We start from the raw sequence: 18,780 nt of genomic DNA, 5'->3' as shown, positions 1-18,780 counted from the left end.
TTCAATCGTTTTTCCTTTTTTCAATCGGGTGCATTCTCTGCGCTGCGGGGGCCACTTGCTTCGCCAACGCCGGTGTCGCACGCCAGGCTGCCCCCAGCATGCGCACACCGCGAACACGTTTGACGGCCACCACAAAATAGGCAGCGCCAAAAATCGTCCACCAGCGCGGGCCCACGCTGTCCATCCAGGTCGTGCGCTGCAGCCACTTCTGGCTGTCCACCGCCGGGCGGTAGCAGCCAAAACGCCCCACCTCTACCTCAAAACTCAACAGGCGCAGCCAATCGCGCAATCGCCAGTAGCCGATGTGGTCGCCACAGTCCGGCAAAAACAGGGTTCCAAAGCCGAGCTTTTGGTACAGGCGCGCGCGCCGCTGGCGCAGGCCCCACAAACTTGTGGGGTTCATCCCACACAGCACCACGCGTCCGTCCGGCACCAGCACGCGCTCCACCTCGCGCAAAGTGGCATGGGGGTCGGCGCTGAATTCCAGAGTGTGGGGCAGTACCACCAAGTCCAGGCTGCACGCCGGGAACGGCAGGGCCGCAAAGTCGGTCAACAAATCAACGGTCTGCAAACCTTCGCCCTGGGCAGCACCAGCGTGCTGTACGGCCATCCAGCGATGCGGCATGCGGTTGGCCTGCAAGCCGGCCAGCTCTGGCACGCCTAGCTGCAGGGCGTGGTAGCCAAAAATGTCCGCCACCGCGCTTTCCAACTGCTGGTGCTCCCATTCCAGCAGGTACTGACCCGCCGGTGTCTGGAACCAGTCCTGCAAACCTATAATTTGTTCGCTCATGAAGTTAATACCACTGCCCGCTTTTACTGACAACTACATCTGGATGTTGCACGATGGACAAGGGGCGCTGGTGGTGGACCCGGGGGACGCTGCGCCCGTATTGCAGGCGCTGCAGCGTGAAGGCGTACAACTTCGTGGCATTCTAGTCACTCACCACCATGCCGACCACACGGGTGGCGTAGACGCCTTGCGCGAAGCCACCGGCGCCCAGGTATTTGGCCCGGCCCACGAAACTATTCCTGAGCCCCTGAAACGCCTGACCCAGGGCGACCGCGTGGAATGCCTGGGACTGCAATTCGATGTGATGGATGTTCCGGGCCACACCGCTGGGCACATTGCCTACTTTTGCCCCGACATGGACGGGCTGCCGCTGGTGTTTTGTGGTGACACACTGTTCAGCGGCGGCTGCGGGCGCCTGTTTGAAGGCACGGCGACACAGCTGGACCATTCCCTGCAAAGCCTGGCGGCGCTACCGCCTGAAACGCGGGTATGCTGCACCCACGAATACACCCTGAGCAACCTGCGTTTTGCCATGGAAGTCGACGCCGGCAATGCTGATCTGCAGGACTACCAGGGCCATTGCCAAGCGCTGCGCGCCCAAGGCCTGCCAACCCTGCCGTCCTCCATCGCGCTGGAACAACGCATCAACCCTTTTTTACGCAGCACGCAACCCGCCATCCAGGCCTCCGCCCGCCGCTTTGACAGCCGCAGCGTGGACCGGCATGGCGTGTTTGCCACCCTGCGACTATGGAAAAACGAATACCGATGAGCCTTTTCAAAATCGCAGGCCTGGCCGCCGTGCTGCTACTCAGCGCCTGTGCCGCCACCGGCCCTTACACCGCTGCAACGCCGCCGCCCCAGACCACCACCTCCACGCCAGCCCCTCGCTCTAGTGATGGCCTGACACTCCAATCGAGCCGCGAACTCAAACGCCCTGCGCCCGCCCCTGCCGCGGCGGCACGAGCCACTGAGCGCAGCGCCGACAACAACGCACCACTGAGCCCGATCGATACGCAAAACCTGTCCTCGCGCACCGTGGTCGCCCTGGCACCGCCGGCCGACTTGTGGGAGCGCATTCGCCGTGGCTACGCCATGCCCGATCTGCAAAACGACCTGGTGCACGACCGCGAGCAGTGGTACGCCACGCGCCCGGACTACATCTTTCGCATGACCGAGCGTTCCAAGAAGTACCTGTTCCACATCGTGGAGGAACTGGAAGTGCGTGGCATGCCGACCGAGCTGGCCCTGCTGCCCTTTATCGAGAGCGCTTTCAACCCGCAGGCTGTATCGGGTGCCAAAGCGGCAGGCATGTGGCAGTTCATGCCCGCAACAGGCAAGTACTTTGAACTCAAGCAAAACACCTTCCGCGACGACCGCCGTGACGTGCTGGCGTCCACCCGCGCTGCGCTGGACTACCTGCAGAAGCTGTATGGCATGTTTGGTGACTGGCACCTGGCCCTGGCCGCCTACAACTGGGGCGAAGGCAGTGTTCAGCGCGCTGTTGGCAAAAACAAGCGCGCAGGCCTTGCCACCAGCTATGTGGACCTGAACATGCCCATGGAAACCCGGTTTTACGTGCCCAAGCTACAGGCCGTGAAAAACATTGTCTCTAACCCCGCGCAGTTCGGCTCCAAGCTGCCGCTGATTGAAAACCACCCCTATTTCCAGACCGTCACCATCCGCCGCGACATTGATGTGGCGCTGGCTGCCAAGCTGGCCGAGGTGCCCGTGGATGACTTCAAGGCACTGAACCCCTCGATCAACCGCCCCGTGATTCTGGCCGCGGGTACGCCTCAAATTCTGCTGCCTTGGGACAACGCCGAGGTGTTCCAGTCCAACCTGGAAGCCTTTGGCGGTGGCCGCCTGGCCAGCTGGACCGCCTGGGTGGCCCCAACCACCCAACGTCCGGCCGATGTGGCCAAGCGCGTAGGCATGTCGGAAAGCGAACTGCGCAGCATGAACAACATTCCACCGCGGGTGCTGATTCGGGCGGGCTCAACCCTGCTGGTGCCACGCTCGGCCAACATGCAGGACGTGACCGTCAAAGTGGCGGACAACGGCCAGCTGTCCCTGGCGCCTGAGGTGGTGCTGAAACGCAGCACCGTGCGCGCCGGCAAGGGCGAGACGGTGGCCAGCATTGCCCGCAAATACAAGGTGAGCGCGGCCACAGTGGCCGATTGGAACAAGGTGAGCGCCAGTGCCAGCTTCAAGGCGGGACAGCATGTGGTGGTCTACCTGCCCGCGGGCAAAGGCCATGCACGCACTGCCAGCGCCAAGGCTGGTGGCAAACACGCTGGCACCAAGGTAGCGGCCAAGTCTGGCCACGCTGCTGCGGCCAAGGGCAAGGCGACCGCTAAAAAGAGTAGCAAGTCCAGCGGAACCAAACTGGCCCGCCACTAACCTTGCCCGTGCAGCGGGGCTTAGCGGTAGCCCACCAGCAGGATGCCGATATTCACAGCAAATCCTGCACACCACACCACCGAGCGAGCGGTGCCCATGCCCGACACATACATCATGATGTAGAGCATGCGCAGCACCACAAACAGGAACGCCAGAATGTCCAGGCGCGCCTGGTGCGCACCCAGTTGGTGGGCAATGATGACCGCACCGATGAAGAAGGGCAGCGCCTCAAAGCTGTTGGCCTGCGCCGCGTTGGCGCGCGCGCGCCAATCGGTCTGGCGGGCCAGCCAGTCGCGGGGATTCACATTGTCATAGCCGCCCTCGCGGCGCGGCACGCCCAAACGGCCTGACTTGGCCAACCCTGCGCAGGCGATCGGCAGCAGGGCAACGATCAGCACACACCAGTAAGCGACGGTGAAGTGGGCGTATTGCATGAACAACGTACTTTCTCAAAAAACAAACGGTGACCCGTGCGGTTCAACGCCGGTCCACCAAAGCATGGGCAATGGTGCCCAGATCCACATACTCCAACTCACTGCCCACGGGCACGCCGCGTGCCAGGCGCGTGGGCCGCAGTCCGCGGGCCTTGAGTCCCTCGGCAATCACGTAGGCCGTGGCCTCGCCCTCGGCGGTGAAGTTGGTGGCCAAAATGACCTCCTGCACCACCCCGTCGCAGGCACGCTCAAACAGCTTTTTCAGCCCCAGGTCGTTGGGGCCTACGCCGTCCAGCGGACTGAGTTTGCCCATGAGCACAAAGTACAGCCCCTTGTAAGCGCCGGTGCGCTCCATCGCCGACTGGTCGGCAGGGGTTTCCACCACACACAGTTGGCTGCGGTCACGTCGCACATCTTCACAGGTGGCGCAGACCTGCGCCTCGGTGAAGGTGTGGCAGCGCTCGCAGTGGTGCACTTGAGCACAGGCTTCATGCAAAGCCTGTGCCAGCAGCTGGGCACCAGGCCGGTCATGCTGCAGCAGGTGAAACGCCATGCGCTGCGCGGACTTCACCCCCACCCCCGGCAGGCGGCGCAGCGCCTGGATCAGGGCGTCAAGGGCATTGGTGTCAGACAAGATGGGGCCGGCGCGTCAGAACGGAAACTTCATGCCACCGGGCAGGCCAGGCATGCCCGCGCTGATCTTGCCCATCTTCTCGGCAGAGGTTTCTTCGGCTTTGCGCACGGCGGCGTTGAAGGCTGCAGCCACCAGGTCTTCCAGCATGTCCTTGTCGTCGGCCAGCAGGCTGGGGTCGATGGTGATGCGCTTGACGTCGTGCTTGCAGGTCATGGTGACCTTCACCAGGCCCGCGCCGGACTCACCGGTGACTTCGATGTTGCCCAGCTCGTCCTGGGCTTTTTTCATGTTGTCCTGCATCGCCTGCGCTTGCTTCATGAGGCCAGCGAGTTGTCCTTTGTTGAACATGGATTTCCTTGAGAGTGAGGGAGAGAAAAAGCAAAACGCCCCGTTACAGGGGCTTGATGGAGCCGGGCACGATTTTCGCGCCGTAGTCCCGCATCATGGTTTGCACGAAAGGGTTGCTGAGGATTATCTTCTCGGCCGTGATCTGCTTCTCGGCCGAGGCCGCGGCGTTGCGTCGACCCGGGCAATCGGTCACCCGACCAATTTCCACCGCCAGCGTGATGGGGAAGCCCGCCGCGTTCAGCGCCTGCGTCAGGCGGTCGCGCGTGCCGGGCTGGTTCAATGTTTCGCGCTCCAGGCGCAGCAGCCACTGGTCGGTGTCACGCGCCACCAGTTGGCTTTGCAGCGCCAGCTCTCGCACAAAGGCGTTGATGGACTCGGCTGCAATCAGCTGCTGCACCGTGGCGTACCAGAAATCACCTTCCTCGGTCGGAATCAGCACTGCGGGCGCCTGAGACGCCACGGCATCGGCCCGATTTTCCACTTGCATGCGCACGGGAACTGCTACAACTTTAGTAGCTGCTGGCGCAATAATGGCGGGGGCTAGAGGCCCATTTTCTTCTTCATACAGGTCGTCTGGCTCTTGCGGCTCGGCGGGACCACTCTCGCGCACCGACAGCACCTGGCCCGGTGGAATTACCTCGGTTTCGACGGGGGTTGCCTGCGCTGCGGGTACCGCTACGGCGGGCGCAGGGGCGTCTTCCCAGGGTTGCACCGGGGCCGGTAACGGTGGCTTGGCGGGGGCAGCGACTGCCACAGGGGAAGCGGGCACAACCGCTGGCGGTGCAGCGCGCACGGGCGCTGGGGCAGGCGTCGGTGCGGCGTCAGCTAGAGTTTTTTTTTCAGCCAATGGCGCGGTACCAGCAGGGGGGCCAGCACCCTCCGCCGCTGGCTTGAAGGCCAGCAGGCGCAGCAGCACCATGGTGAGCGCAGCGTATTCGTCGGGCGCCAGGCCCAAGTCGGCCCGGCCATGCAGGCAGATGCTGTAGAGCAACTGGGTTTCGTCCGCCGCCATCAGACCGGCCAAGCGTGCCGTGTCGGCGGCTTCAGGGTCAGAGTCGTCCGCTGCCCCGCCGCCCACGGCCTGCAATACCGCCATGCGCTGCAGCACAGTAGACATTTCTTCCAGCGTAGAAGCCGCGCTCAGCCCATTCAGGCGCAGCGCTTCGGAGGTTTCGACCACGGTCTTGCCATCACCCAGCGCCAGCGCCTCGATCAGGCGGAACACGTAGCTGCGGTCCACGCTGCCCAGCATCTGGCGCACGGTGGCCTCTTGCAGCTGACCGGAGCCAAAGGCAATCGCCTGGTCGGTCAGACTCAAGGCGTCACGCATGGAACCACGTGCCGCACGGGCCAGCAGGCGCAGGGCTTGCACTTCGGAACTGACCTGTTCCACGTCCAGCACCTTGGTCAGGTGTTCACGGATGGTCTCAGGCGCCATAGGCCGCAGATTGAACTGCAGGCAGCGGGAGAGCACGGTCACCGGCACCTTTTGCGGGTCGGTAGTGGCTAGTACAAATTTCAAATACTCGGGCGGCTCTTCCAGCGTCTTCAACATGGCGTTGAACGCCGTGTTGGTGAGCATGTGCACTTCGTCGATCATGAAGACCTTGAAGCGCCCTTGCACCGGCTTGTAGACCGCCTGCTCCAGCAGGGCCTGCACCTCGTCCACGCCACGGTTGCTGGCAGCATCCAGCTCGGTGTAGTCGACAAACCTTCCGCTATCAATATCAGAGCATGCTTGGCACACACCACAAGGGGTAGCGGTGATTCCGCCGTTGCCATCCACACCCTGGCAATTGAGCGATTTGGCCAGGATGCGCGACACCGTGGTCTTGCCCACACCGCGCGTGCCGGTGAACAGGTAGGCATGGTGCAGGCGCTGGGTGGTCAGCGCGTTGGTCAGGGCTTGCACCACGTGGTCCTGCCCCACCATTTCGGTGAAGTTGCGCGGACGGTACTTGCGGGCGAGCACGAGATAAGACATGGCTGGATTCTAGTGTGCCGGCGTTACCGCTCTCAGGTAGACTGGGCAACAGGAAAGCCACTTTCTCCATCCACACCATGGTGTCCCGCCTGCGCCAACGTCTGCCACAGCTGCTCTGTGCGTGGCTGATGTGCGTCATGCCTCTGGTGGCCCACGCTGGTGATGTGTTACGGGTACTGGCCTGGCCCGGCTACGCCGACCCCGACGTGGTCAAGGCCTTTGAGCAGCGCACTGGCGCCCGGGTGGAAATCACCTTCATCGATACGGACGAAGCGCTGTGGCAGCGCATCACCCACAACCAGGCCGAAGACTTTGACCTGTTTGCGGTCAACACCGCCGAACTGCAGCGCTACATCCCCAAAGGCCTGGTGGTGCCAATCAACACCCGTTCCATTCCCAACATCCAGCGGCAGTTGCCACGCTTTCAGCAACTCAAGAGCATTCCGGGCATCGTGCATGGCAACCAGGCCTATGCCGTACCCTATACCTACTCAGAAATGGGGCTGATTTACGACCGCGCCCAATTTGCAACACCGCCCAACTCCATACAGGCGCTGTGGGATCCGAAATACAAGGGCCGGGTGCTGCTCTACAACGGCAGCGCCCACAATTTCTCGCTGGCAGCCCAAATGCTGGGAGACAAAACCCCCTTTCAGTTAGACGCCAAGGAATGGCCCGCCGCCGTGCAACAGTTGTTGGCACTGCGGCGCAATGCGTTGACCTTCTACACGCAGCCCGAAGAGTCGGTGGAGTGGTTCAAGCGCAGCAAGGCCGCCCTGCTGTTTGCCAACTATGGCTCGCAACAGGTCAAGCTGTTGCAAGCGGCCGGCGTGAACGTGGGCTACACCATTCCCAAGGAAGGGGCGCTGGCGTGGCTGGACTGCTGGGCCATCACCCGCGGCGCCAAAAACATGGCGCTGGCAGAGGCCTGGATCGACTACATGCTGGAGCCCGAACCCGGTCAAGTGCTGCTGAGCCGCCAGGGCCTGGCCAACACCACGTCCGAATCCCCCTACCTCCGCCCAGGTGACCGGCTGATCTGGCTGGAACCCGTAGAAGACGTGGACCGCCGCAACCTGCTGTGGTCGCGCATTGTCTCGGGCGACCGGGCGAACAAGGTGTTGGCACCGTGAAGTTCGGCATCACCGCGCGCCTGGCGCTGGTACTGGCCCTGGTGGGGATGCTGGTGTCCGGGTTCACCGGGTTTTACGCCTTCAGCGTGAGCCGCGGCCTGCTGGTGCAAAGTGCGCAAAACGAACTGCTCACCTCCACGCAGGTGCTGGCACGGCGCCTGGCGCTGACCCGGCAGGAAATCTCGCGCAACCTGCTGGTACTGGCCACCCACCCGGCAGCGCTGGCCAGCTTGCAGGGCAAAGACCCGGCTGCCGAGCAACAGTTGGTCACGCTGTTCGAGTTGGTCATGGAGGCCAACCCGGCTTACTTTCAGGTGCGACTAATCTCCGTGCAGGACGGCCTGGAACAGGTGCGGGTGGACCGGGACAGCGGCACGCTGCTGCACGTCACGGGCGACGGTTTACAGGAGAAAGGCCACTTCCCCTACGTCTATGAAACCCTGAGGCTGCCTTTCGGCGAGACCTACTTGTCGCCCATCACCATCAACCATGAGCGTGGCGCCCACGCCGGGCTGGAGCGCCCCACGGTGCAACTGGCCACACCGGTGACCGACGCCCGGGGTACCGTCTTTGGCGTGTTGGTGATCAATGTGGACCTGAATGGCGTGTTTGCCATGCTGTCGGCAGATTTGCCGCCAGATTTCCAGCTGTTTCTGGCCAACCGCAACGGAGACTTTCTGATCCACCCTGATCCCACACACGCCTTTGGTTTCGACAAGGGTCGACGCTACCTGGTGCAGCAGGAGTTTCCTGAAACCGCAGACTTGGTCACCGGAAAAGCTACCAAAGCCTTCGCCCAATCCAACCAGGGCGCCTATGCCGACGCGCCTATTTTGCTCAGTTTTATGGGGCGCCCGCTGGATGTGGCCAGCGGTGAAGACCGCTTGATTTTGGGCCTGGCCCAACCCCTAGAGAGTGTGCTGCGACAGGCCGACCAGCTGGGTGCAGGCATCCTGCGCATCGTGGCGCTGGTATGCCTGGGCTGCCTGGTGTTGGCCATATTTCTGGCACGCGCCATTACCCGGCCCATCAACATGATGAATATGGCCATCCAGCGCTTCTCCAACGACAACCACATGCTCACCCTGCCGGTAGCCCGCCAAGACGAAATCGGCATGCTGGCGCGCAGTTTTCAGCACATGCAAAACCTGATCAAGCGTCAGGTGGAAGACCTGCAGGACAGCCGTGAAGAACTGGAGCACTTGGCCCAACACGACATGCTGACCGACCTGCCCAACCGGCGCATGTTCATGGAGCGGCTGGAGCAGGCCATCGCACGCGCGCTGCGCAACGATGAAGAATTTGCGCTGCTGTTCATTGACGTGGACAACTTCAAACAGATCAACGACACGCTGGGTCACGCCGCGGGCGATGCCGTACTCCGAACGGTAGCCCAGCGCCTGGCCGGCAGCACACGCAAAGTGGACACCGTCGCCCGTCTGGGAGGCGACGAGTTTGTGGTGCTGCTGGACAATTTTTCACAGCGTGAACAGATCGCAGGCTTCACCGAGAAGCTGCTGGCGGTGCTCAAGACGCCGATGCCCTTTGGAGAAAACCCGATGCATATGGAGTTCAGCATCGGCATCAGCCAGTTCCCGGAGAACGGGGCCACCTCGGAAGACATCATCAACAACGCCGACCGCGCCATGTACAAAACCAAGGCCAGTGGACGCAATGGCTACCGCTTCACCTCGGACGCCAACACCCAGCCCAACCTGTTGTGAGAATTGAGAAAGCGCCGCCCCGCATTGGGTACAATGCGCCTTGACGGGCCTTCCCGCATGGTGAAGCGGCCAACCGGGTCAGGTGGGGAACCAAGCAGCCCTAACTGTGGAGCCAGTGCCGGGGTCAGGCTCGTCAACTCCCCTTTCTCACCCTAGAGGAAATCCAGGATTGAGTTTCAAGGCGCTCTCTCGTTGGATTTTCTCGGCGTTGCTGGCGCTTGGCGTTAGCGCGGCCTGCGCACTCACGGCGCCTGCCGACCCTAGCTTCCCCACACTCCTGCTGTCCGAAACCACCGGAACCAGCCAGGACATTGGCACCCACATGGGCTACCTGGTGGACAGCGGCCGCACGGCCAAACTGGAGCAGGTCCAATTGCTCGGCCAGGCCTGGCAAACCATAGACCGCACCAGCCCCAACTTTGGCTTTACCGACAAGGCCTACTGGTTCCGGTTCGTCATCGACAACCCCACCGACAAACCCCAACAGCGCCTGCTGGAATTGCCACGGCCTTTTCTGGACGATGTGCGACTGTTTCACCTGGTAGCCGGTCAGGTGCAGACCCGCTATGCGCTGGGGGATGAGCAACCCTTTGCCCAGCGCGTGGTACAGCACCAAAACTTCGTAATGCCGCTCACGCTGGTGCCCGGCCCGCAAGAGATCTATCTGCGCCTGGCCTCCAGCGGCACCATTGAGGCGCCCCTGCGCCTGTGGGAGCCCGCCGCATTTTTTGAAGCCGCCGCGCGCGAACACCTGCTGGCCGGCGCCGTGCTGGGCATTCTGGTGGTGATGATTGTTTACAACCTGTTCGTGTTCTTGGCCACTCGCGATGTGAACTACCTCTACTACATCGCGTTTGTTTTCAGCTACCTGCTGTTCTGGGCCACGCTGTGGGGCTATGCCTTTGCCTACCTGTGGCCCAACGAGATCCGCTGGAACAGCGAGGCAGTTCCGGTGTTCATTGCCACAGCCTGTATCTCGGCCTGTCTGTTTGCCAGCAGTTTTCTCAAACTCAAGCGCTTCTCCAAAACCGCCTATTGGTCGGTCCAGACCCTGGCATGGGTCAATGGGGGCCTGCTTTTGATCAGCTTTTACATCCCCTACGAGCTCATCATCCGGGTGAACTCGGTCATGATCCTGGTGGTGGCTGTGGTGGCGCTGGGCATTGGCTACTGGCGCTGGTGGAAAGGTGCGCGGTTTGCACGCTTTTACTGCCTGGCCTGGACATCGGTGCTGGTGGGGGTGTGCGTGCTGACGATTGGCAAGTTCGGCATTCTTCCAGCCAACTTCTGGACCGAGAACGCCTCGCAAATCGGCGCACTGATGCTGGTCATACTGCTCTCGTTCACGCTGGCCGACCGCATCAACACCGACCGCAGCCTGCGCATCGACGCCCAGGCCATTGCCTTGGCGCATGCCCGCAAGGCGCGCGAATCACAGCGCGCGCTGATCGAATCCACCGCCCAGGCCAACCGCGAGTTGGAAAACCGGGTGCGCGACCGTACCGACGAACTCAACGAGGCACTGTCCAAGCTGCAGACCGTGAATGCAGAGTTGCAGCGCCTGTCCCACACCGATGGCCTCACTCAGGTGGGCAACCGCGCCTACTTTGACCTGGCACTGGCCTCCGAGCACAAGCGCGCCAGCCGACTCAAGCAGCCACTGGCATTGATGTTGTTTGACATCGACCATTTCAAGTCCGTCAATGACACCTGGGGCCACCCCGCGGGCGATACCTGCCTGCGCTACCTGGCCGACTACCTGCGCCAGAAGGTGCAGCGCGCAGGCGACGTACTGGCCCGCTATGGTGGGGAAGAATTTGTGGTGCTGCTGATCAACAGTACCCTGGGCGATGCGCTGGAACTGGCGGAGGAATTCCGCGAAGACATTGCCGGACTGGTGATTCCAATCGAGGGGCAAACCCTGCGCATCACCGCCAGCTTTGGCGTGGCCAGCGCCATCCCCGATGCCAGCACCACACCGCCCACGCTGGTGGCCGATGCCGACAAGGCCCTGTACGAGGCCAAGCATGGCGGACGCAACTGCGTGCGCGCCGCGGCGCCCCGGCTACCGGTCTGACCCTGTCACAGCGGGTTGCTTCAGCCTCGCAAATACGCCAGTGCACCCTGCCCGGCTTTGGCGCCACTGGCAAAGCAGGCCTGCAACAGGTAGCCACCCGTCGGCGCCTCCCAGTCCAGCATCTCGCCGGCGCAGAACACTCCGGGCAGTTGCTCCAGCATCAGGTCTGGCGTCAGCACTTCAAACAACACGCCGCCCGCGGTGCTGATCGCTTCGTCCAGGGGCCGTGCAGCCTGCAAGGTAATCGGCAAGGCCTTGATGGCCGTAGCTAGGCGAAAGGGATCATTTACCGCGTCCTTGGGCAGCAGCTCGTGCAGGATGGCCGACTTGATGCCGTCCAGGTGCAGGCGGCTTTTCAGGTGACTGGAGAGCGACCGACTGCCACGCGGGTGACTCACCTCCGACAGCACCTTCTCTGGCGACATATCGGGTAGCAAATCCAAATGGAAGGTGGCGTGGCCTGTACGGATAATCTCGTCGCGCAACAGGCTGGACGCAGCGTAGACCAAACTGCCCTCCACGCCCCCGGCAGTCGCCACAAATTCGCCTTTACGCTGGAAAGTTACGCCCTGGCTGTTGGTGAATGCCATGGCCACTGACTTGAAGGGCTGCCCGGCAAACCTGCTGCTGAAAAATTCGCTCCAGCCGCCCTGCACCTCAAAGCCGCAGTTGGACGGCAGCAACGGCGCTACCGCCACACCTTGCTGCGCCAGCAAAGGCACCCAAGCGCCGTTGGAGCCCAGTCGCGCCCAGCTACCTCCGCCCAGTGCCAGCACCGTGGCTTTGGCCCGCACGGGCTGGCGCCCTTGCGGGGTGTCCAGCAGCAGCGTGGGCCCATCCCAGCCCATCCAGCGGTGGCGCATGTGGAACTGCACGCCCACGGCACCGGCCTGGCCCGGGTTGCGCAGGCGTTGCAGCCAGGCACGCAGCAGCGGCGCGGCTTTCATGTCTTTGGGGAACACGCGGCCCGAGGTACCCACAAAGGTCTCAATACCCAAGCCATGCGCCCAGGCGCGCAGGCCATCGGCATCCAGCCCCTGCAGCAGCGCGGCAATGGCATCGCGCCGGGCACCATAGCGGCCTGCAAAGCGATCCGCTGCATCCGAATGGGTCAGGTTAAGCCCGCCCTTGCCGGCCAGCAAGAACTTGCGGCCAATGCTGGGCATGGCGTCAAACAGATGCACCGCCACACCGGCATCGGCCAGCACCTGTGCGGCCATCAGGCCTGCGGGGCCACCGCCAATGACGGCCACATCGACCTCCAACAAGGGCAATGTAGACATGGCAACGGGCGAGGAATCAGAAACAGTCATTCAAGCAACATCCGGGGTGAGTTCGATGAGGCGCCCCTGGGGCGTCAAAAAGGCAGCGCGCACGGTCTGGCCTGGATAGGCCAGTTGCACCACGCTGCAGTAGGTCAAAAGTTGGGCACGCAGCTCGGCCTGTTCTTGCGGTCGAGCGGTGGACTTGTAGTCCAGCACCCACCAGCTATTGTCGTCGCGGCGCTGCACCAGGCGGTCCATGCGCAGCACGCGGCCCTGGTGGGTGATGGCCACCTCGTTCGCGTGCCACTGCAGCGCCTCTGTGTCCCAGGCCCAAGCGCCCTCGCCTTGCAAAATGGCCTGCGCCATGCGGGCCGCAGTCTGGGTTTGCGCGGCGTCAAGTGCAAAGGCCTGGCCAGCGCGTGCCAGCTGCTGCTCGGTCCACGGTGCCCATTCCAGCAGCCGGTGCATGGCCTGGCCGATGCGGGAATCCAGGCCGTCGGGCACCACCTCTGCTACCAAAACAGGAGCTGCTCGCGCACTATCGACGGGGGCTAGAGCTCGATTTGGCAATATTTTTAGCTGCACCACCCCGTGGGAGGCGTTTTGGGCATTCGCCGCCGATTGCAGTGGGACTGCTGCGCTCTCGGCGGCGCCCAGAGGCCAGGGTGCTTCGCTGGCGTGGGCCTGCAGGCGCTGCCACCAACTTCCCGGGTTCTCGCGGTGCGGCGCCATGCTGGAAAGCACCAGCGTGGTCTGGGTGCGGGTCAGCGCCACGTAGAGAGCGTTGAGCTCTTCGCGGCTGCGCGCCTGCTGCTCAGCCACCAACGTGTCGGCCACACAGGCCGGCGGTCGCGATTCACTGGCCAGGAACACAAAGCGGCGCGGGTAAGCGTCTTCGCCCGGCCAGTCCACCAGCACACCCATGGTTTCGGACTTGTTGGGTTCGCCATCGGTGTCCAGCATCAGCACCAGCGGTGCCTCCAGCCCCTTGGCGCCGTGGATGGTCAGCAGACGCACGGCACGCGCATCGGCACGCACCGGCGCGGCAATGCCACCGGCGCGTAGCGCGCGCACCAGGCCGTAGGCCGTGGTGTAGCGCCCACCGTCCACCTGCAGCACGGCGTTGAGCAGCGCACGCACATTGGCCAGCACGCTATCGCGCAAGGTAGCAGGTGCGGCCGCGGCAAAGCGCGCCAGCACGTCGCCGTCGTCATAGATGGCACTCAGCGCATCGTGCGGGGGCAGCGTGTCCAGCCACTGCTTCCAGCGCGCCAGTGTGGCGCCCAGGGGTTGCAAGGCGGGCGGCAAAGCGGTGGCCGTCTGCAGGGTTTCCAGCCAACTCACAGTGGGGGCGTTGTCGTCCACCGCGCGGGCTTGGGCCTGCAGGGCGCGCTGCTGCAGCACCAGAGCCACCAGATCGTCATCGCTGGCACTGAACAGCGGTGACTTCAGCGCGCGCGCCATGGAGAGGTCATGCTGGGACGACACCAGCACGTCGAGCAGAGCCACCAGGTCTTGCACCTCAGGCGCATCGCCCAGTTCATTCTTCTCGGGCTGCTGGGCGGGGATGTGCAGCTGCGCCAGCTCCTGCTGCATCAGCGTCAGGCGTTCACGTTTGCGCGCCAGCACCATCACGTGCTGGGGCTGCAAGGGACTACCAGGCAACGCTAACTGCTGGGCCAGCCAACGTGCGGCTTGGCGGCACTCCAGGGTTTTGCGCGTGTCTTCCACCTCGTGGCGCGGCACGGTCAGACTGTCGCGCCACACGGCCTCGGGTGCGGTGGCGTCCTCTGCCTCGCCGATGTCGCGCTCTATGCGCGGCAGGTGCAGCACCTTGCCCATGGCCTGCGACTCAGTACTGTGGTCACGGAAGCCGTCAAACGCGCCCTCAGTCTGCGCCTGCGCCATCACGGCATTCACCACGCCGATGATGGCAGGCGCGTTGCGTCGCGTGTGGTCGCAGCTCAGCAGGTCACCACCCAGCCCCTGCACCACAAACGCCTTGGCCGCGCGGAACACCTGCGGCTCGGCGCGGCGGAAGCGATAAATGCTTTGCTTGGGGTCGCCCACAATGAACACACTGGGCGCGTTGCCAGCACCGGCGTACGACGACAGCCAGCTGCTGAGCGTCTGCCACTGCAGCGGGTTGGTATCTTGAAACTCGTCAATCAACAGGTGCCGCACGCGCGCATCCAGCCGTTCTTGCACCCAGCCACTCAATTCCTCATCCGACATCAGCGTGAGCGCAGCACGCTCCAGGTCGCCCATGTCAATCCAGCCGCGCTCCCGCTTGAGCGCCGCATAGTCCTCCAGCAGGCCGCGCGCCAGTCGCGCCATGCGCTGTTGGTGCAGCCAGGCTTCATGCTGGGCCTGGGCGTCCACCACCTGGGCTAGCAGCGCCTGTGCGGCTTGGACCGTGGCGATGCCGGCCAGCTTGTCGCTGAACTTGCGCGGCGTGCCTTTTTGCGTCATCAGAGCGTCCACCACGCTGGCCAGGTCGCAATCGGTCAGCGCGCGCTCCAGGGCCGACGCTGCCTTGGTCGCAGTCACCAGCGTGCTAGCACCCAGCGCCCGCGCGCTGTCCCACAACAGCTGTTGCACTGTGGGCTGGGCCAGGCGGTCTTGCGGCGCGTCCAGCCCCGCAAAGTCCGGGTACTGCACCGCGAAGCGAATCACGGAGGCATCCACCACCCCATGCGCATCGGCCAGCGCAAATTCGGTTCGCTTGTTGAGCGCCGCCTCCAGCGCCTTGTGCGTCTGGTGGCGGCCAAAGGTGGCCACGGCGGCGCGGTAATCGGCGCTGGCCACATCGTCCTGCACGACGCGGCTTTGAAAACGCCCCCACACCTGCGCCACCGCCTGGGCATCGTTCTCCAGCAGCTCGTACTGCGTGGGCAAGCCCATCTGGTGCAGCACCGCCAGCGGCGCGCTACGCAACAGCGCAGCAAACCAGCTGTGGAAGGTGCGAATCTGCACCGGCCGCCCGCTGCCCAGCAATTGGGCATGCAGGCCACGCAGGGTTTGCAACTGCGCCGCCGTAGGCTCGCCCCGCAGACCGCGCTGCTGCAGGGCCAAACGCAGCTCCGCATCATCCGCCGCAGCAAATTCGTGCAGCCATTCCTGCAAGCGCTGGCGCATTTCGCCCGCGGCTTTTTTGGTGAAGGTGATGGCCAGAATGTCTTGCGGCGCAGCACCTTCCAGCAGCGCCCGCACCATGCGCGAGACCAGCATCCAGGTCTTGCCTGCACCGGCACAGGCCTCTACCGCCACGCTGCGGCGCGGATCACAGGCGATCTCGTAGAAGCGCTGGCGCTCGACCAGCGTGCCGTTGTGTTCAAACGCGGCGGCGGTGCTCATGCGGCGGCCCACCCGTCTTTGCGGCACAGGCCGCGCGCCTGGCAAAAGTCACAGGACACTCCGTCGCCCAACGCGGGCATCGGTGCACCGTCGGCGATGCGCTGCATGTCGTCCAGCATGCCGGCAATCAGGGCGTCCCGTGCGTGGACCACCTCAAGCTGCTCGCACAGCACTGTCCCGTCACGCTCGCCCACATTCACATAGGCCGCACGCAGCGTGTCGTGCGGCAGCAGTGCCGCGTAGAACGCAATCTGCGTGTCCTCCATGGGGTCCTTCACGCGCAATCGCGTCTTCGCCGTGGGCTCGGTCTTGTAGTCCAGCACCATGACGGAGCCGTCTTTCAAAGTGTCCGTGCGGTCAATGCGACCCACCAGTTTGAGGTTGCCAATACGCTGGGTGTGCGAGGTTTCGCCACTCGCAAACACGCCCCCCTCGGCCTCGTACTTGTCCAGCCATTGCAGATAGCCATCGCGCACCGCGGGCCAGGCTGCTGCAAACGGCAAAAACTCTCCTTGCGGCAAGGCCATGGCGGTGGTCTGCGCCTCGGCCATCTGGTCCAGCAGCGCCGAGCGCCTGGTCCGTTCGGCCATCGGCTGCGCAGCCAGCGCTTCGTGGAAGCGCTGCAACACCGCGTGCAACCACAGACCAAAGTCGCGCTTGTCCACACCCGCGTCCAGCTCATCATCGGATTTCAGCCCCAATTGGCGCAGGGCGAAAAAGCGGTAGGGGCATTGACGCAAGTCCTCATACGCACTGGCGGAAAGTTGCGCAACTGGCACTTGGTCTCCATGGGGCATGGGCGCCAACACAGCCGCCACCTGCACCGCGCGCACGGCACGTGGCTCCTCAGCCCAAAGAAGATCCGGTTGTTGAAGTTGCAGCAGTTGCACCAAAGCGCTGGGCATCAAGGCCTCGCCCGCGTCATCACTGGTGCGCCACAGCACATCGCACTGCGGAGACTGCAGCGCAAACTGCCAGGACGCGCGCAACTGCACCTCCTGGTCTGCACGCGCGGGCAGACCCAGCGCGGCACGCTGCACCGGTGTCCAATTTCCGGGCGGCTCGGGCGAGGGGTTCAGGCGCACCTCGTCACAGCCTGCCAACACGACGGCGGCAAAGGGGCGGCCCAGCATCTGGCTCATGGGCAGGATCACTACCTGCTCTTCGTCGGGGTAGTCGGGCTGGAAGCTGGTGCTCTCCAGCGCATGGTTCACCCATGCGGTGAATTCAGCCAAGTCCCATTTGCTCTGGGCCCACAGGGCTTGCGCCAGCAACCCGGTCCAGCGTGCCGGGTCTTCAGGTGCCAGGCGCAACGCCGCCAGCACCTTGGCACCTGCACCGTCCTGCTGTAGTTGCGGCCACAAGCCACCGGCTTGCAGCGCCTGTTCCAGCGCTGCAAGCCAAGCCTGCAACGACTTGCGCCCCGACAAGCCACCTCGCCAAGCCTGCACCGTGGCATGGGCTTCCACCAGGCTGGGATCACGTACCAGGCTGGGCATCGTCGCAGCATCGCGCCAGTCCCGTACCTGGTCGCGCCGCAACGCGCGCTCCAGCCGGTGTACCCAAGGCTGAGCCGCTGGCGATTGCTTGAGCCAGGCCAGCACGGCATCCGCCGAGGCATTCCACACTGCCGCGCGCAGCCCCGCCATCACAGAGGCGGCCGCCAGGCTGGTTGATAGCTTCCAGCCGTTTTCATCCCGCATACGCACACCGGCCCCCTCCAGCATGGCGCGTACCCGGCGTGTCAGCGCCCGGTCGGACGACACCAGCGCCAAGGGAAAACGGTCTTCTGCAATATGGCGCAGAGCGCAGGCGGCCGTACGCTGGGCTTCGTCTTCCGCATCCAGACAGGCGTGTAAAGCCAGGGCAGCAGCGTCAGGCGCCACAGAACCTGTGGCCAATGGCAGTGCGACCAGCTTGTGTTGCCACAGTGGCCGCAAACCCGTAGCCAGCGGGTCTGCGGCCAACCCCTGCACCAGAATTAAGCAGTCCACCGCGGCCACTGCATGGGCGTCAAACAGCGCGTCGCTGGCATACGCCGAGGCGGCGGCCCACTCCACAGCCACACGGGCCACCTGCGCCTCCCAGGCCAGGGCCTCACTTTCCATGCCCAGCACCGCCTGAAACCTAGCCGACTGCGCCCAGGCGGCACGCCCTTGCGGCCCCGCGGCAGCGGCCAAGGGGGCCAGTTGGCAGGCCGCCTGCACCAGCAAGGGCGCCAGGTCGTCCCGCCCCGCCATGCCACTGCGGGCCAGCAGGGCCTGGGCGGTCAGGGTGTCCATCGCCGCATCAAAACTAATGTCCAAAGGCCCGGGCGCAAACCCGCCGTTGGCAGCCACCCAGTTCAAGGTGGTTTCGAACCGGGGTGCAAACCCCCAGGGAAAGGTGCTGGGCCACAGGCGCTGGGCCAACGGCAGCAGTTGGGCATAAGGCAATAGCACCAGCGTGCGGGCCGGGTGGGCGCCCAGGCGCTGCATTGCGGCAGCAATGCGCGCCAACAGCCCGGTTTCGGGGGCCACCCACAAGGCCATGGCGGGATGTTCTACGCCATATGCAAAGGCCCTCAGCACCTTTGGAAAATCGTTTTTGGCTATGCTGGCCATAGGCGCAAAGGCATCGGTGGGGGGCTTGGTT

At 63.9% G+C, this 18,780-nt stretch carries 13 protein-coding genes and 1 other RNA gene; 6 read left to right on the top strand and 8 right to left on the bottom strand.

The window, feature by feature from the left end; all coding sequences use genetic code 11:
* Position 1: 1 nt before the first annotated feature.
* Complete coding sequence (locus tag AC1DZ5_RS11755; RefSeq protein WP_477889205.1) at positions 2-790, bottom strand: class I SAM-dependent methyltransferase; 789 nt, start codon at positions 788-790, stop codon at positions 2-4.
* Between AC1DZ5_RS11755 and gloB the strand changes: the two genes are divergently transcribed.
* Both gloB and AC1DZ5_RS11745 read left to right on the top strand, forming a co-directional pair.
* Positions 789-1,559: a hydroxyacylglutathione hydrolase gene (gloB, locus tag AC1DZ5_RS11750; protein WP_477889203.1), complete on the top strand. Its 771-nt coding sequence runs from the start codon at positions 789-791 to the stop codon at positions 1,557-1,559. The two genes, AC1DZ5_RS11755 and gloB, sit on opposite strands and share 2 nt — an antisense overlap.
* Positions 1,556-3,190 (top strand): transglycosylase SLT domain-containing protein, encoded by a 1,635-nt coding sequence (locus AC1DZ5_RS11745; protein WP_477889201.1) that lies wholly within the window; start codon positions 1,556-1,558, stop codon positions 3,188-3,190. The genes gloB and AC1DZ5_RS11745 overlap by 4 nt, the downstream gene beginning before the upstream one ends.
* 20 nt (positions 3,191-3,210) lie before the next feature.
* Here AC1DZ5_RS11745 and AC1DZ5_RS11740 read toward each other — a convergent pair whose 3' ends face one another.
* Genes AC1DZ5_RS11740 through dnaX form a run of 4 tightly spaced genes read right to left on the bottom strand, consistent with a single transcriptional unit; the run spans position 3,211 to position 6,590 of the window.
* Positions 3,211-3,624, bottom strand: coding sequence for an MAPEG family protein (locus tag AC1DZ5_RS11740; protein ID WP_477889199.1), 414 nt, complete (start codon positions 3,622-3,624; stop codon positions 3,211-3,213).
* A gap of 43 nt (positions 3,625-3,667) precedes the next feature.
* Positions 3,668-4,258, bottom strand: coding sequence for a recombination mediator RecR (gene recR / locus AC1DZ5_RS11735; RefSeq protein ID WP_477889197.1), 591 nt, complete (start codon positions 4,256-4,258; stop codon positions 3,668-3,670).
* Between the two features lie 15 nt (positions 4,259-4,273).
* The gene (locus tag AC1DZ5_RS11730; RefSeq protein ID WP_477889195.1) at positions 4,274-4,606 is read right to left on the bottom strand and encodes a YbaB/EbfC family nucleoid-associated protein; all 333 of its coding nucleotides are present in this window, start codon (positions 4,604-4,606) and stop codon (positions 4,274-4,276) included.
* A 43-nt stretch (positions 4,607-4,649) separates the two neighbouring features.
* Entirely contained in the window at positions 4,650-6,590 is a 1,941-nt protein-coding gene (dnaX, locus tag AC1DZ5_RS11725; RefSeq protein ID WP_477889193.1) for a DNA polymerase III subunit gamma/tau, read from the bottom strand.
* Positions 6,591-6,667: 77 nt separating this feature from the next.
* Here dnaX and AC1DZ5_RS11720 point away from each other — a divergent pair, with 77 nt between their 5' ends.
* From AC1DZ5_RS11720 to AC1DZ5_RS11705, 4 genes are all read left to right on the top strand, one after another.
* Entirely contained in the window at positions 6,668-7,723 is a 1,056-nt protein-coding gene (locus AC1DZ5_RS11720) for an extracellular solute-binding protein (protein WP_477889191.1), read from the top strand.
* The gene (locus AC1DZ5_RS11715) at positions 7,720-9,447 is read left to right on the top strand and encodes a diguanylate cyclase domain-containing protein (protein WP_477889189.1); all 1,728 of its coding nucleotides are present in this window, start codon (positions 7,720-7,722) and stop codon (positions 9,445-9,447) included. Before AC1DZ5_RS11720 ends, AC1DZ5_RS11715 begins: the two co-directional genes overlap by 4 nt.
* Positions 9,448-9,489: 42 nt before the next feature.
* An RNA gene (ffs, locus tag AC1DZ5_RS11710) (signal recognition particle sRNA small type) lies at positions 9,490-9,585 on the top strand.
* A 31-nt stretch (positions 9,586-9,616) separates the two neighbouring features.
* A complete protein-coding gene (locus AC1DZ5_RS11705) occupies positions 9,617-11,524 on the top strand; it encodes a sensor domain-containing diguanylate cyclase (protein ID WP_477889187.1) in 1,908 nt (635 codons plus the stop codon).
* Positions 11,525-11,544: 20 nt separating this feature from the next.
* Here AC1DZ5_RS11705 and AC1DZ5_RS11700 read toward each other — a convergent pair whose 3' ends face one another.
* From AC1DZ5_RS11700 to AC1DZ5_RS11690, 3 genes are read right to left on the bottom strand one after another with little or no spacing between them, the layout of a single operon-like run.
* The gene (locus tag AC1DZ5_RS11700; protein WP_477889185.1) at positions 11,545-12,807 is read right to left on the bottom strand and encodes a TIGR03862 family flavoprotein; all 1,263 of its coding nucleotides are present in this window, start codon (positions 12,805-12,807) and stop codon (positions 11,545-11,547) included.
* A 30-nt stretch (positions 12,808-12,837) separates the two neighbouring features.
* A complete protein-coding gene (locus AC1DZ5_RS11695; protein WP_477889183.1) occupies positions 12,838-16,146 on the bottom strand; it encodes a UvrD-helicase domain-containing protein in 3,309 nt (1,102 codons plus the stop codon).
* Positions 16,143-18,677 carry a PD-(D/E)XK nuclease family protein gene (locus tag AC1DZ5_RS11690; protein ID WP_477889181.1) on the bottom strand — a complete coding sequence of 845 codons (2,535 nt, stop codon included), beginning with the start codon at positions 18,675-18,677 and terminating at the stop codon, positions 16,143-16,145. Before AC1DZ5_RS11690 ends, AC1DZ5_RS11695 begins: the two co-directional genes overlap by 4 nt.
* Between the last annotated feature and the right edge of the window lie 103 nt (positions 18,678-18,780).

This window comes from Rhodoferax sp. P1_F3, from assembly GCF_056405715.1.
This window is presented reverse-complemented; position numbering and strand designations above follow the sequence as displayed.